The sequence below is a fragment of the Brevundimonas sp. genome, assembly GCF_030656255.1.
Classification (GTDB): Bacteria; Pseudomonadota; Alphaproteobacteria; order Caulobacterales; family Caulobacteraceae; genus Brevundimonas.
In genome coordinates, this window is sequence record NZ_JAUSOE010000098.1 from 1 (window position 1) to 11,133 (window position 11,133).

Here is an 11,133-nt window from a genome sequence, read left to right on the forward strand (position 1 = left end):
CCACTATGACATCGGCGTCGCCGTCGGCACCGAAAAGGGTCTGGTGGTTCCGGTCCTGCGCGACGCCGACACCTTGTCGCTGGCGGGCATCGAAAAGGGCATCGGCGCCCTGGGCAAGGCCGCACGTGACGGGGCCCTGACCATGGATCAGATGCAGGGCGGCACCTTCACCATCACCAACGGCGGCACCTACGGCTCGCTGATGTCGACGCCGATCCTGAACGCGCCCCAGTCGGGCATCCTGGGCATGCACAACATCGTCCAGCGCCCGATGGCCATCAACGGCGAGGTCAAGATCCGCCCGATGATGTATCTGGCCCTGAGCTATGACCACCGGATCGTCGACGGCAAAGAAGCCGTGACCTTCCTGGTCCGCATCAAGGAACTGCTGGAAGATCCGCAGCGGGCCCTGCTGGACCTGTAAAGACCCTGAAAGGCGGCGATGATCTCGCCGCCTTTTTTATTCTAGCGACGAGGCCGATGATGCTGACCCTCTATACCGCGCCCGGATCCTGCAGCCGGGCCAGCCATATCGCATTGGAAGAATCCGGCCTGGAGTTCGAGGTTCGTCTGGTCGATCTGGTCCGGGGCGATCAGCGCCGGCCTGAGTATCTGGCGATGAATCCCAAGGGGCGGGTGCCGGCGCTTGTGACCGATCAGGGTGTTCTGACCGAAAGTCCGGCCCTACTAGCCTATATCGCCGCCTTGGCCCCGCCGGGTCTTCTGGCGCCGGTCGATCCCTTCGCCCTCGCGCGCATGCAGGCATTCAACCTGTACCTCGCAGCGACGGTTCAGGTCGCCCACGCCCATGGACGGCGGGCCTCGCGCTGGAGCGACGACGTCGCGGCCCAGGCCTCAATGGCGGCCAAGGTGACGCAAAATATGCGCGACTGTTTCACCTTGATCGAGGCGGATCTGGAGGGCGATTGGGTCATGGGAGACGTTTATTCCGTCGCTGACCCCTATCTGTTCACCTTCTCGGCTTGGCTGGAAAGCGACGGGGTGGATATCGCCGAGTTTCCCCGTGTTCAGGCTCATTACCAACGGATGACGCAACGTCCCGCAGTCGCTCGGGCGCTCAAGGTCGAAGGCCTGCCTCACGCCTGAAATATCAAAGGTTGTGTCTTGGTTGCGCCGGTCGGCCGTTTTCGACTGACTAAGGGGTTTTCCGCACTTACGGCGCGACCGGGAATGACGCCTTATTCCCGCCATGGAGTGGGCAGCGCGCGCAATCGGGATTTTCTACGTCTTGGGGGGACTGATGCTTCTGTATCAGGCTTGGCTCAACTGGCGTTTGCAACGGGCCTTGTCGGGCCTGATGCCCGGGGCGTTCAACGAACAGGTCGGGGACGGGGTGATCGCTTTGGGCGGCATGCTGGTCCTGGCCTCCGGCGCGGCCCTGGCGGCGCTCAGCGGCTGGGCGGTCGCGGCCTTCCTGGCCGGGTGGACGATCCAGGCCCTGTATCTGCTGTCGAATGATCGCGTCGCCCGCATCGCCGAGCCGGCGGCCCTGACCGGCCGTCGCCGGTCGGTCCACGCCTTCGCCGGCTATACCGCCGTCACGGCCCTGGTGCTGCACCTGCCCATGCTGGGCGTGCTGGGCTGATCAGCTGAACTCGGCTTCCAGGTCGGCCAGGCGGGCGGCCTGATCCTCGGCGATCAAGGCGTTCAGCATCGGATCGAGATCACCTTCCAGAATCTGGGGCAGGCTGTGCAGGGTCAGGCCGATCCGGTGGTCGGTCACGCGGCCCTGGGGGAAGTTGTAGGTGCGGATCCGTTCGGACCGATCGCCCGAGCCGACCTGAGACTTGCGCGAGTCGGCGCGGGCCAGATCCTTGGCCTGGCGCTGCATGTCGTACAGGCGCACCCGCAGGTTCTTCATCGCCTTGTCGCGGTTCACGTGCTGCGATTTCTCGGAGCTGGTGGCCACGATCCCGGTCGGAAGGTGGGTGATCCGCACGGCCGAGTCGGTCTTGTTGACGTGCTGACCGCCCGAGCCGGAGGCGCGGAAGGTGTCGATACGGATGTCTTTTTCCAGAATTTCGATCTCGACGTCCTCGACCTCGGGCAGGACGGCGACGGTGGCGGCCGAGGTGTGGATGCGGCCGCCGGCCTCGGTCGTCGGCACCCGCTGGACCCGGTGGACGCCGCTTTCGAACTTCAACCGGCCGAAGACGCCGTCGCCGGTGACGGTGGCGATGATCTCCTTATAGCCGCCCGCGTCCCCTTCGGTTGCGGAGTCCAGTTCGATCCGCCAGCCGCGCGTGGCGGCGTAGCGCGAGTACATGCGGAACAGGTCGCCGGCGAACAGGGCCGCCTCGTCGCCGCCGGTGCCGGCGCGGACTTCCAGCACGGCCGAGGCGTTCTCGTCGGCGTCGCGCGGGGCCAGCAGCAGGGCGACGTCGCGCTCCAGCCCCGGCAGCGCATCGTTCAGGATCTGAAGCTCGTCCTGCGCCATCGCCGCCATTTCGGGATCGGCGGTCATGGCTTCCAGGTCCGCCATTTCGGCTCGCGCGCGGGCCAGGCCTTGGACCGCGTCGGCGACGGGCTTGAGCTCGGCGTGTTCCTTGGACAGGCGAACGATCTCGACGCCGTCCGTCGCCGCGCCCATCCGGGCCTCCACTTCGTGGAAACGGTCGAGCACCTGATCGAGACGGGCCTGGGGCAGACGCAAGGGGAAATCCTGGAGAAAGGGAGGGCCGTCCTTAGCGCGCCGGGGGGCGTGCTGTCGATTGTCGCCGGATCAGACGACCGGCGCCGGGATTGTGATTTTGGATAACGATGGCGTCAGAGACGCTTACGTCCAGGGTTCCAAACGATTAGCTGACGGCCGAACAGCCGTGAGGAGGACGTCATGTTCGATCGCCCGCCGCCGTCGAAGCCTGTCGCACAGGCCGCCGACGCGACTCCGGACGGCGCCGACAGCGTGGAGCGGCTGTGCCGCCTGTATGACGCGCGTCTCACCGCAGCGGGCGGCCGTCTATCGCCGGACGACGCGCGCGACCTGAAGACCATGGCGGGCCTCTATGGCCTGGACGCCGACCGGCCGGCGACCGAGGTCTGGCGCGATCTGCGTCGGGTCATCGTGGGCCAGACGGCCGGTCCGGCTGAAGACCCGGCGCCTCGGCCGGTTGAGACCGCCGTCGTGGGAGCCGATCTGGAGCCCCTGACCCTGCTGGTGGTCGAGGACGACGCCGAGGTGGCCGCCGATCTGACTGAGTTGTTGACCGAGGCCGGGCACAGGGTGGTGGGGCCGTTCCACAGCGCGGCGGCGGCCGAGGCTGCGGCGGCCCTGCACGCCATCGACGGCGCCCTGCTGGACATCAATCTGTCGGGCGACACGACGGGGGGCGAACTGGCCGAGGTTCTGACGCGGCGCTGGGACGTCCGGGTCATCTTCATTTCCGGCGACGCCGCCGCCGCCGCCCGCTACGCCCCCCTGGCCGAGGCCCTGGTGCTGAAACCCTATACCGGTCCGCAGATCCTGGCGGCGGTGGGCCGGCTGGGCCGTCCGGGGTGAGGTCGGGCCGAAGGGCGAACAGCGTCTTGCGTCCGGCGCGCGGCCGCGCGATCACGGACCATGTTGTCGAACCGGTCCCGCTACGCCCTGCGCGCCATGATCCATCTGGCCGGTCTGCCCGGCGGCGGCCCGGCGACCATCGGCGAGATCGCCGAGGCGGCCGCGGCGCCGCGCAAGTTTCTCGAAGCCATATTGCTGGATCTGCGGCGCCAAGGCCTGCTGGTGTCCAAGCGCGGCCGGACCGGGGGCTACGCCCTGGCGGCGCCGGCCGAGGCCATCAGTTTCGCCGATGTGATCCGGGCGCTGGAAGGGCCGCTGGCCCTGGCGCCCTGCGCGTCGCGCACCGCCCATGGGCCCTGCGAGACCTGCCCGGACGTCGAGACCTGCCCTTTGCAGCCGGTGCTGCAGGAGGGGCGCGACGCCATCGCTGCGGTGTTCGAGGCGCGAAGCCTTCTGCAAGCCGCGTCGAATTCTTCTCCTATTGACCCGATAGGAAAATAACACGCACCTTCGGACGGATTTTCAGGGGCGGCCATGCAAGATTTCCTCGTCTTCCTCCTCGTCGGTTTTCTGGCCCAGTCCGTCGATGGGGCCCTGGGCATGGCTTACGGCGTCATTTCCTCGACGGTCCTGCTGTCGTTCGGCGTGCCGCCTGCGACCGCCTCGGCCAGTGTCCATGCGGCCGAGGTCTTCACCACGGCGGCCTCGGCCGGGTCTCACACGGTCAACAAGAATGTGAACTGGAAGCTGTTCGTGCCCCTGGCCCTGGGCGGGGTGGTGGGTGGCAGCCTGGGCGCCTTCGTCCTGACCAGTATCGACGGCGACCTGGTGAAGCCCTGGATCACCGCCTACCTGGCCATCATGGGGGGCGTGATCATCTGGCGCGCCACCCGCCAGACGCGCGAGCGGATCTTCCCGGTCAGGTTCGCGGGGCCGCTGGGCGTGGTCGGCGGGTTTTTCGACGCCATCGGCGGCGGGGGCTGGGGACCGACGGTCACCACCACCCTGGTGGGATCGGGCGGCGACCCGCGCGCTTCGATTGGCACCACCAATACGGCCGAGTTCTTCGTCACCTCGGCCATTTCGGCGACCTTCCTGGCCGCCCTGCTGACCGGACATTGGGAAGAGGCCGAGGGCGTCGCCACCCACGCCGCCTCGATCCTGGGCCTGATCCTGGGCGGCCTGATCGCCGCCCCCTTCGCCGGGGTGATCGCCCGGATCGCGCCTCGCCGGGTCCTGACCTACGGCGTCGGGGCCGTGGTCCTGCTGTCCGCCGGCTATCAGGCCCTGCGGCTGTTCGGGGTGATCTGAAACGAAAGACGACGGCGAGCCTCGGCCCGCCGTCGTCTTGGTCTTCCCTTTGATCCGGTCAGCGCGCGCGGGCGCGGAAGCGGGTCAGGAATTCCTTGATGTTCTCGCGGATCGAGGCCTCGTTGGCCATTCGCAGACGTTCCACGCCCATGAAGGCTTGGCCCATGGTCGCCGTACCGGTCGCCGCCACCGTCTCGTCGAAGACCGTTCGATCCGCACGCGAGACCGTGTACCGGACCTGGCTGGTGACGGACATGTCGAAGCCCGCCATCGGCTGTTTCAGATCGATCAGGGACGCCGAGACCGTCATGGGCTGACCCTCGGTTCCCATATAGCCGGCGGCCGTCAAGGAGCCTTCCAGTGCGGTTTTGAAGTCCGCATTCGAGACCTCGGAGGTCCACATCGGATTGGTGGTCTGGCCGCCGGAGACCGTCACCGTCGTCACCGACCGGTAGCCCAGATCGCTCGGCGACGCGGTGAGGCCCGGCGTCGCCGGCAGGGTCATCAGGGCGGGGTTGGACGGGCTGGCGCAGGCCGCGACGCCCATCAAGGCGGCGACGGCGGCAGCTGTAGCAAGACGACGGATCATTATTCGCCTCCGGCCGGGGCGGTCGGCGTCGCGACAGGCGCCTGGGCGGCGGCGGCTTCTTCGGCCGGGGTGCGCAGGGTCACGATCAGCGGATTGGGCTTCAGGTCGTTCATGGCGCCGGAGGTGGCGTCGATCGCCCCGCCAATGATGCCGCCGATCAGGATGTTGCCGGCCATGGCCGTGCCGCCTGCGCCCGAGACGCTGCTGGTGATGTCGTGGGTCTGGGCGACATAGCCGGCCTTCGACACGGTGATGCGGAAGGCGTCCTTGCGCGGCATGCGGAAGGTGCAGGGCGTCGCCTGGCATTCGAAGCCGTTCGACGTGCTGACCTGGGCGCCGGGCGGGGTGCTCTGGACGGAGAATTGCTGGCTGGAGCCACGCGTCACGGTCGCGCAAGCCGGCAGCGACATCGCCACGCCGGCAAGCATGAGCAAGCGCACGCCGAAGCGCGCGGAAGTTTTGGGAATCATAAAGCCCCTCAATGGATTAGGGTTCGCCTCCCCAGGCGAACTCAGGGCAGATGTTGCAGTTTGGACATAAGTCGTCAATCACAGAGTTGTGAATTTCACTAAACTTACGCAACTCGAGGGCGTGGGTTCTATTCCGCCGCCTGAAGCTCTGCCGCTCGCGCCGCGTCCAGCTCCGCCGCCTTTTGTTCGACCAGGTCGACGATGTGGTCGATCATGCCGTCGTTGGCCTGTTTGTGGGCGATCTTGCCGTTCAGATAGATCATGCCGGCGCCCTTGCCGCCGCCGGTGAAGCCGATGTCGGTATAGAGGGCCTCGCCCGGTCCGTTCACGACACAGCCGATGACGGACAGGCTCATCGGCGTCGAGATATGGGCCAGCTTCTCTTCCAGCAGGGTCACGGTCTCGATGACGTTGAAGCCCTGACGGGCGCACGACGGGCAGGCGATGATGTTGACGCCCCGGTGACGCAGGCCCAGCGACTTGAGGATGTCGAAGCCGACCTTGATCTCCTCGACCGGATCGGCGGCCAGGGAGACGCGGATGGTGTCGCCGATCCCGGCCCACAGCATGGAGCCCATGCCGATGGCCGACTTGATGGTGCCGGTGCGCAAGGGCCCCGCCTCGGTTACGCCCAGGTGCAGCGGGCAGTCGATGGCCTCGGCCAGCTGCTGATAGGCGGCGACGGTCAGGAAGGGGTCGGACGCCTTCACCGAGATCTTGAACTCGTGGAAATCGTGGTCCTGCAGGATGCGCGCGTGGTTCAGCGCGCTTTCGACCATGGCGTCGGGGCAGGGCTCGCCGTACTTCTCCAGCAGCTCCTTTTCCAGCGAGCCGGCGTTGACGCCGATCCGCATCGAACAGCCATGGTCCTTGGCGGCCTGGATGACGTCGCGGACGCGGTCGGGGCTGCCGATATTGCCCGGATTGATGCGCAGGCAGGCGGCGCCCGCCTGGGCCGCCTCGATGCCGCGCTTGTAGTGGAAATGGATGTCGGCGACCAAGGGGACCTTGGCCTCGCGGGCGATGGTCCGAAACGCCTCGGTCGATTCCACGTCGGGGCAGGAGACGCGGACGATGTCGGCGCCGGCCTCTTCCAGCTGGCGGATCTGGTCGATCGTCGCCGCCGCGTCGGAGGTCGGCGTATTGGTCATCGACTGGACGCTGATCGGGGCGTCGCCGCCCACGAGAACAGAGCCCACGCGGATCTGGCGGCTCTTGCGGCGCTCGATATGGCGCCAGGGTCGGACGTGGGTGTGATCGCTCATCGTGGGCTCATATAGGCCGAAGAGGGCGTCAGGGCCACGGGGCCGACGATCAGTTTGTCGTGGCGGCGGTGGCGGGGGCGGAGGCTTGAACGGCCTGCTGGGCCGCCCGCTCGGCCTGAGCCTGCGCCACGCGGCGGGCCTGATCCTCCGCCACCTGGCGGGCGGCCTGTTCGGCGCGGCTGTTCAACTGGGCCAGGGGCGTCAGGACCGCCGGCAGGATGCCGCCGTGTTCGCCGTTCAGATAGACGTCAAAAGCCGCAGGATCCGACACGTCGATGGTGGCGCTGACGCCCGTCGGCGCACGCCAGGCCTCGCCGGCGGCCATCTGGCGGGCGAACAGGGCCTGACCGTCCCCCAGACGAACGACCAAGGCCCCGGCCTTCTTGGCCTGGATCACCACCTGGGAGGCGGTGGCGGGTGCGCCATAGACGGCGCCGCGCGGGTTGAAGGCCTTTTGCACCGGGGCGTTGTTGGCCGCCGCCGTCGCGGCGATCACCGCCGGATCATTGGGATCGATTCCGGTCAGCTGGGTCTCTAGGCCGGGCGTGATGTAGAGGGCGGGCGTGGTCTGGTCCGGCGGCGCGGCCTGGGGCGCGCTGAGGTCGATCAGGCCGTTCTGGCCGGGCACGTCCCCCAGGGTCCAGCTTTCCGGCACGGCGGCGATGTCGGAGGCGCGCGGCGCCTTCATCAGATTGATGCGCTGGAAGACGTTCCATCCGACGATGGCCAGGGCGGCCACGGCGACCACTGCGATGATGCGTGGCGAATAGCGTTTGACGTCCTCGAAGGCGATGCCGATCGGGGCCTTCAGCGGCGCCGAGGTGTCGGGACTGTCGCGCTTGAACCGTTCGACGGCCAACTGCTCGTCTAGGCCCAGGGCCGCCGCATAGCCGCGCACATAGCCGATGGCGAAGACGCGCGAGGGCAGGGAGGACCAGTCGTTCTGCTCCAGCGCGGTCAGGAAGCGCACATGGACCTTGGTTTCGGCGGACAGTTCAGCCAGCGACTTGCCGGAAACCTCGCGCGCCCGGCGCAGGCCGTCGCCCAGAGTCGCGGATTCTGCGATGGAGGGCGCAATGTCCTTCCAGTCGGGATGGGCCTTGAACTCTTCGGGGACTTGCCCCGCATCCAGCGCCATGACGCCTGACCCCACACTCGGGACGGCAGAAGCCGTGCCCGTACTCGAAACGGATCCGTCGGTTAGCATGTCTTCTTGACGGGAAGCGCCTCCCCCCGGAGGCCGTCCCGATGCGTGCTGTGGATAAACCATAATGCCCGTCCCATCAACGGCGATTCCCTGAATGGGACGCGCGCGACGACCGTCAGACGGCGATGTTCAACTTACGCGCCAGGGATTCGATCTCGTTACGGACCGAGCCGGTGGACAGGTTCAGCAGATTGTTCATACCCCGGCGAGCCGCCGTCAGATCGGCGGACAGGATCATCCGCTTGACCGGGCCGACGCCCCCGGCCGGGGCCGACAGGCGGGTGAAGCCCAGGGTGATCAAGGCGAACGCCTCCAGCGGGCGGCCCGCCAGCTCGCCGCAGATCGACACCGGAGTGCCGGTGTCGGCGCAGGCCTTCTGGATGGTCTGCAGGGCCCGAAGCGTCGGGGGCGACAGCGGGTCGTAGCGGTCCGAGACCAGCGGGTTGGTCCGGTCGGCGGCGTACATGTACTGGAACAGGTCGTTGGTGCCGATCGAGACGAAGTCGGTCAGGGGCAACAGCGCGTCCAGATGCCACAGCAGCGACGGGCATTCGACCATGGCCCCGACGCGCAGCAGGGCAGGCAGGGCGCGGCCCCGCCGCTTGGCCCAGGCGCATTCGACGTCGACTAGTTCGCGCGCGGCGCGGAACTCGTCCACCGTGGCGATCATCGGGAACATGACCCGCAGCTCGCGGCCCGCCGCCGCCGTCAGCAGGGCGCGCAGTTGCATCCGTAACAAAGACGGCCGGTCCAGGCCCAGGCGGATGGCGCGGCGACCCAGGGCGGGGTTCTCCTCCCGCTCGGCCTCCAGATAGGGCAGGACCCTGTCGCCGCCGATGTCCAGGGTGCGGAAGGTGACGGGCCGGTCGCCGGCGGCGTCCAGCACCAGTTTGTACAGCGCCGTCTGGGCGTCTAGCCGGGGCAGTTCGTCCGAGACCATGAACTGGAACTCGGTGCGGAACAGGCCGATGCCCTCGGCCCCCGTCTCGTTCAGGTTCTCCAGGTCCACCGCCAGGCCGGCGTTGGTCAGCAGGGTGATGCGCTGGCCGTCCAGGGTCACGGCGGGGGTGTCGCGCAGCTGGGCGAACTGGGCCCGGCGCTGATCGCGCACGGCCATACGCGACTGGACCGCCTCGATCATGTCGGGGCGGGGCCGCAGATAGGCCTCGCCGGTCTCGCCGTCGGCGATGACGACATCGCCTTCCGACAGCCGGTCGCGCAGGCCCATCAGCCGGCCGACGCAGGGAATCTGTAGCGCGCGGGCGACGATGGCGGCGTGGCTGGCGGCCGAGCCCTCTTCCAGCAGCAGGCCCTTCAGCTTGTCGCGCGGATATTCCAGCAGGTCGGCGGGACCGAGGTTGCGCGCGACCAGAATGGCGTCGTCCGGCAGTTCTCGCTCGCCCGGCTTGTCGCCCGCCAGCACCCGCAGCAGCCGGTTGGCCAGGTCCTCGAAATCGTGCAGCCGTTCGCGGATATAGGGGTCGCGCGCCTGGGCGAAGCGGGCGCGGTGTTCGTTGCGGACCCGGTCCACCGCCGCCTCGGCGGTCAGGCCGTTGCGCACGGCCTCTTCCAGCGACCGGTTCCAGCCCCGGTCGTCGGCGAACATCCGATAGGTCTCCAGCACCTCGAACGAGGGACCGGCCAGGCCCTGGCCCTTGTCCAGCATGGCGTCCAGGCCGGTCTTCAGCGAGGCCAGGGCCAGCTTCAGCCGGGCCTCCTCCATCGCCGGGTCTTCGGCCAGCAGTTTCTCGGGCGGCAGGGGGGCTTCGTGCAGGACCACCCGGCCGACCGCCAGGCCGTCGCCGAACTTCTGGCCCTTCAGCCGTTCGGGCCGATGGGGCGCCAGTTCGACGTCGCGCAGTTCGTCCTGTTCCAGAAGTTCGCCGGAGGAGACCGTCTCGGACAGGACCATGGCGATGGTCTGGATGTCCTCGACCTCGTCCTCGTCATAGCGCCGCTCGGTCCGGTTCTGGACGACCAGGACGCCGATGGCCCGGCCGCCGCGCAGCAGGGGCGCGCCAAGGAAGGCGTGATAGGGGTCTTCGCCCGTTTCCGGCCGGTAGGAGAAGGACGGGTGCGACGGCGCGTCCGACAGGCTGATCGGCTGGGCCATCCGCGCCACCTCGCCGACCAGACCTTCGCCGGGCCGCAGGCGGGTGTTGTGGACGGCGGCGGGGTTCAGGCCCTCGGTGGCGAACAGCTCCAGCTCGCCCGAGCCGCGGCGCAGATAGATGGAGCAGACCTCGGCGACCATGGACCGGGCGATGATCCGCACCACCATGTTCAGGCGGTCCTGCGCCGGGGTCGCGCCCGCACCGGCCCCGCCCAGAGCCTCGCGGATCTGGCGCAGGAGGATCCGAGGTCCCCTGGTCATCGCGCCGCCTGCCGGCATCATGGCTCCCGCGCTGTGGCGCCGAAGCGCCGGTTCAAATCACCCTATATCGCGTCCAGGCCATAAGCCGAATGCAATGCGCGCACGGCCAGTTCGGCGTAGGCCGCGTCGATCAGGACGCTGATCTTGATTTCCGAGGTCGAGATGGCCTGGAACTTGACCCCCTTGTCGGCCAGGGCCTGGAACATGGTCTGGGCCACGCCGGCGTGGCTGCGCATGCCGACCCCGACGACCGAGACCTTGGCCACGTCCTCGTCGACGCGGATTTCCTCGAAGCCGAGCTGATCCTGGCCCGCCGTCATCAGTTCGGCGGCGCGCACGGCGTCGCGGCGGCCGGTCGTGAAGGTCAGGTTGACCGTATTGGCGGTGCGGGCCTGGC

Annotated in this window: 13 protein-coding genes; 6 read left to right on the forward strand and 7 right to left on the reverse strand. The window is 68.2% G+C overall.

The window, feature by feature from the left end:
• The 3 genes from Q7J26_RS10085 to Q7J26_RS10095 form a co-directional block, all read left to right on the forward strand.
• Positions 1-424, forward strand: a 424-nt coding sequence (locus Q7J26_RS10085; protein ID WP_304936324.1) for a 2-oxo acid dehydrogenase subunit E2, incomplete at its 5' end; no start/stop codon positions are given.
• Positions 425-480: 56 nt separating this feature from the next.
• A complete protein-coding gene (locus Q7J26_RS10090) occupies positions 481-1,107 on the forward strand; it encodes a glutathione S-transferase family protein (protein WP_304936325.1) in 627 nt (208 codons plus the stop codon).
• 154 nt (positions 1,108-1,261) lie between these two features.
• On the forward strand, positions 1,262-1,606 hold the full coding sequence (locus Q7J26_RS10095) for a hypothetical protein (protein WP_304936326.1): 345 nt from the start codon (positions 1,262-1,264) through the stop codon (positions 1,604-1,606).
• Here Q7J26_RS10095 and prfA read toward each other — a convergent pair whose 3' ends face one another.
• A complete protein-coding gene (prfA, locus tag Q7J26_RS10100) occupies positions 1,607-2,674 on the reverse strand; it encodes a peptide chain release factor 1 (protein WP_304936327.1) in 1,068 nt (355 codons plus the stop codon). It lies immediately after the preceding gene.
• Between the two features lie 180 nt (positions 2,675-2,854).
• On the opposite strand from prfA, the gene Q7J26_RS10105 reads away from it, so the two are divergent.
• From Q7J26_RS10105 to Q7J26_RS10115, 3 genes are read left to right on the forward strand one after another with little or no spacing between them, the layout of a single operon-like run.
• Positions 2,855-3,520 (forward strand): response regulator, encoded by a 666-nt coding sequence (locus Q7J26_RS10105; protein ID WP_304936328.1) that lies wholly within the window; start codon positions 2,855-2,857, stop codon positions 3,518-3,520.
• A gap of 60 nt (positions 3,521-3,580) precedes the next feature.
• Positions 3,581-4,021, forward strand: a complete 441-nt coding sequence (locus Q7J26_RS10110; protein WP_304936329.1) for an Rrf2 family transcriptional regulator — start codon at positions 3,581-3,583, stop codon at positions 4,019-4,021.
• A 33-nt stretch (positions 4,022-4,054) separates the two neighbouring features.
• A complete protein-coding gene (locus Q7J26_RS10115; protein ID WP_304936330.1) occupies positions 4,055-4,831 on the forward strand; it encodes a sulfite exporter TauE/SafE family protein in 777 nt (258 codons plus the stop codon).
• Between the two features lie 58 nt (positions 4,832-4,889).
• On the opposite strand, the gene Q7J26_RS10120 is transcribed toward Q7J26_RS10115, so the two are convergent.
• From Q7J26_RS10120 to Q7J26_RS10145, 6 genes are all read right to left on the reverse strand, one after another.
• Positions 4,890-5,420: a hypothetical protein gene (locus Q7J26_RS10120; RefSeq protein ID WP_304936331.1), complete on the reverse strand. Its 531-nt coding sequence runs from the start codon at positions 5,418-5,420 to the stop codon at positions 4,890-4,892.
• Positions 5,420-5,848: a translation initiation factor 2 gene (locus Q7J26_RS10125; RefSeq protein WP_304936336.1), complete on the reverse strand. Its 429-nt coding sequence runs from the start codon at positions 5,846-5,848 to the stop codon at positions 5,420-5,422. Before Q7J26_RS10125 ends, Q7J26_RS10120 begins: the two co-directional genes overlap by 1 nt.
• A gap of 170 nt (positions 5,849-6,018) precedes the next feature.
• Positions 6,019-7,155 (reverse strand): flavodoxin-dependent (E)-4-hydroxy-3-methylbut-2-enyl-diphosphate synthase, encoded by a 1,137-nt coding sequence (gene ispG, locus Q7J26_RS10130; protein ID WP_304936332.1) that lies wholly within the window; start codon positions 7,153-7,155, stop codon positions 6,019-6,021.
• A gap of 49 nt (positions 7,156-7,204) precedes the next feature.
• The gene (locus tag Q7J26_RS10135; RefSeq protein WP_304936333.1) at positions 7,205-8,293 is read right to left on the reverse strand and encodes a RodZ family helix-turn-helix domain-containing protein; all 1,089 of its coding nucleotides are present in this window, start codon (positions 8,291-8,293) and stop codon (positions 7,205-7,207) included.
• Between the two features lie 184 nt (positions 8,294-8,477).
• Positions 8,478-10,736, reverse strand: a complete 2,259-nt coding sequence (gene ptsP, locus Q7J26_RS10140) for a phosphoenolpyruvate--protein phosphotransferase (RefSeq protein WP_304936334.1) — start codon at positions 10,734-10,736, stop codon at positions 8,478-8,480.
• Between the two features lie 62 nt (positions 10,737-10,798).
• Positions 10,799-11,133 (reverse strand): ACT domain-containing protein (locus Q7J26_RS10145; RefSeq protein ID WP_304936335.1); only part of this gene is annotated, 335 nt, incomplete at its 5' end.

Bases quoted from the DNA above. Each gene is read 5' to 3' on its own strand.
- ptsP (WP_304936334.1), bottom strand. From the start codon at position 10,736: ATGACCAGGGGACCTCGGATCCTCCTGCGCCAGATCCGCGAGGCTCTG.
- Q7J26_RS10090 (WP_304936325.1), top strand. From the start codon at position 481: ATGATGCTGACCCTCTATACCGCGCCCGGATCCTGCAGCCGGGCCAGC.
- Q7J26_RS10095 (WP_304936326.1), top strand. From the start codon at position 1,262: ATGCTTCTGTATCAGGCTTGGCTCAACTGGCGTTTGCAACGGGCCTTG.
- Q7J26_RS10110 (WP_304936329.1), top strand. From the start codon at position 3,581: ATGTTGTCGAACCGGTCCCGCTACGCCCTGCGCGCCATGATCCATCTG.
- Q7J26_RS10120 (WP_304936331.1), bottom strand. From the start codon at position 5,420: ATGATCCGTCGTCTTGCTACAGCTGCCGCCGTCGCCGCCTTGATGGGC.
- Q7J26_RS10125 (WP_304936336.1), bottom strand. From the start codon at position 5,848: ATGCTTGCCGGCGTGGCGATGTCGCTGCCGGCTTGCGCGACCGTGACG.
- Q7J26_RS10115 (WP_304936330.1), top strand. From the start codon at position 4,055: ATGCAAGATTTCCTCGTCTTCCTCCTCGTCGGTTTTCTGGCCCAGTCC.
- Q7J26_RS10135 (WP_304936333.1), bottom strand. From the start codon at position 8,293: ATGGCGCTGGATGCGGGGCAAGTCCCCGAAGAGTTCAAGGCCCATCCC.
- ispG (WP_304936332.1), bottom strand. From the start codon at position 7,155: ATGAGCGATCACACCCACGTCCGACCCTGGCGCCATATCGAGCGCCGC.
- Q7J26_RS10105 (WP_304936328.1), top strand. From the start codon at position 2,855: ATGTTCGATCGCCCGCCGCCGTCGAAGCCTGTCGCACAGGCCGCCGAC.